The sequence below is a fragment of the Myxococcus sp. XM-1-1-1 genome, assembly GCF_020037095.1.
GTDB classification, from domain to species: domain Bacteria; phylum Myxococcota; class Myxococcia; order Myxococcales; family Myxococcaceae; genus Myxococcus; species Myxococcus fulvus.
This window is the reverse complement of the sequence record NZ_JAIQDH010000066.1, coordinates 1-1,433: the sequence shown is the minus strand read 5'-3', so window position 1 is coordinate 1,433 and position 1,433 is coordinate 1. Positions and strand designations below refer to the sequence as shown.

Here is a 1,433-nt window from a genome sequence, read left to right as displayed (position 1 = left end):
GAGCGCTCCGTCGACTCCCTCGTCGCCCTCCTCGCCATCCTCAAGGCCGGCGCCGCCTACGTCCCCCTCGACTCCGCCTACCCTCGCGAGCGCCTCGCCTTCATGCTCCAGGACTCCGGCGCTCCCTTCGTCCTCACCCACTCCCACCTCCTGCCTCGTCTCGACACCAGCGTCTCCACGCCTCTGTGCCTCGACGACTCGGCCCTGCTCGACTCCCTCGCCGCGCTCCCGGACTCCAATCCGCACCGCGTCTCGCTTCCCTCCCACGCCGCCTACGTCATCTACACCTCCGGCTCCACCGGCAGGCCCAAGGGCGTCCTCATCCACCACTCCTCCGTGGTGAATCTCCTCCACGCCCTCTCCTCCTCCATCTACTCCGACGTCCAGCGCCCGCTGCGCATCTCCCTCAACGCGCCCCTCTCCTTCGACGCCTCCGTCAAGCAGCTCGTCTTCCTCGCCCTCGGACACGCCCTCTGCTTCGTCCCCCAGGCCGCTCGCGAAGACGTCCCCCTGCTTCTCTCGTGGCTGTCCCGTCACCAGCTCGACGTCCTCGACTGCGCCCCCTCCCACCTCCGCCTCCTCCTCGACGAGGGCCTCGCTTCTTCTTCTCGGCCCCTTCGCGTCCTCATCGGCGGCGAGGCCATCGACGACTCCCTCTGGACGACGCTCTCCTCCTCGCCTTCCCTGCGCGCCTTCAACGTCTACGGCCCCACCGAAACCACCGTCGACGCCACCGCGCTCCCCATTACCTCCGCCTCTCGGCCTGCTCTCGGCCCTCCTCTCCCCAACGTCTCCACCTTCATCCTCGACGCCTCCCTCCAGCCCGCTCCCATCGGCGTGCCTGGAGAGCTCTTCGTCGGTGGTGACGGTGTCGCGCGTGGCTACCTCGCCCGGCCGGACCTCACCGCTGAGCGCTTCATCCCCAATCCGTTCTCGGACATCCCCGGCTCGCGCCTCTACCGCACCGGTGACAAGGCTCGCTGGCTTCCTCACGGCCACCTCGAGTACCTCGGCCGCATCGACTTCCAGGTGAAGCTGCGCGGCTTCCGCATCGAGTTGGGTGAAGTCGAGGCCGCTCTCGAAGCCCTTCCTTCCGTCCACCACGCCGCCGCTCTCGTCCGCGAGGACGTCCCGGGACTCAAGCGCCTCGTCGCCTACGTCACCCCCTCGGACGTCGACACCTCCGCACTCCGCACCGAGCTGCTTCGCAACCTCCCCGAGTACATGGTGCCCTCGGCCTTCGTTGCCCTGGACTCCCTGCCTCTCAACACCCACGGCAAGCTCGACAGGAAGGCCCTCCCCGCCCCCGACTCCGGGCCCACTGACTCCTTCCTCGCTCCTCGCAACCCCACCGAGACGCTCCTCGCCTCCATCTGGGCAGAGGTCCTCCACCTCGACGCCGTCAGCGTCTCCGACGACTTCTTCTCCTTGGG

Annotated in this window: 1 protein-coding gene; it reads left to right on the top strand. The window is 68.6% G+C overall.

Features of this window, described 5'->3' with window-relative positions; genetic code table 11:
- On the top strand, positions 1-1,433 hold a 1,433-nt coding region (locus K8640_RS42320), incomplete at both ends, for an amino acid adenylation domain-containing protein (RefSeq protein WP_223752273.1).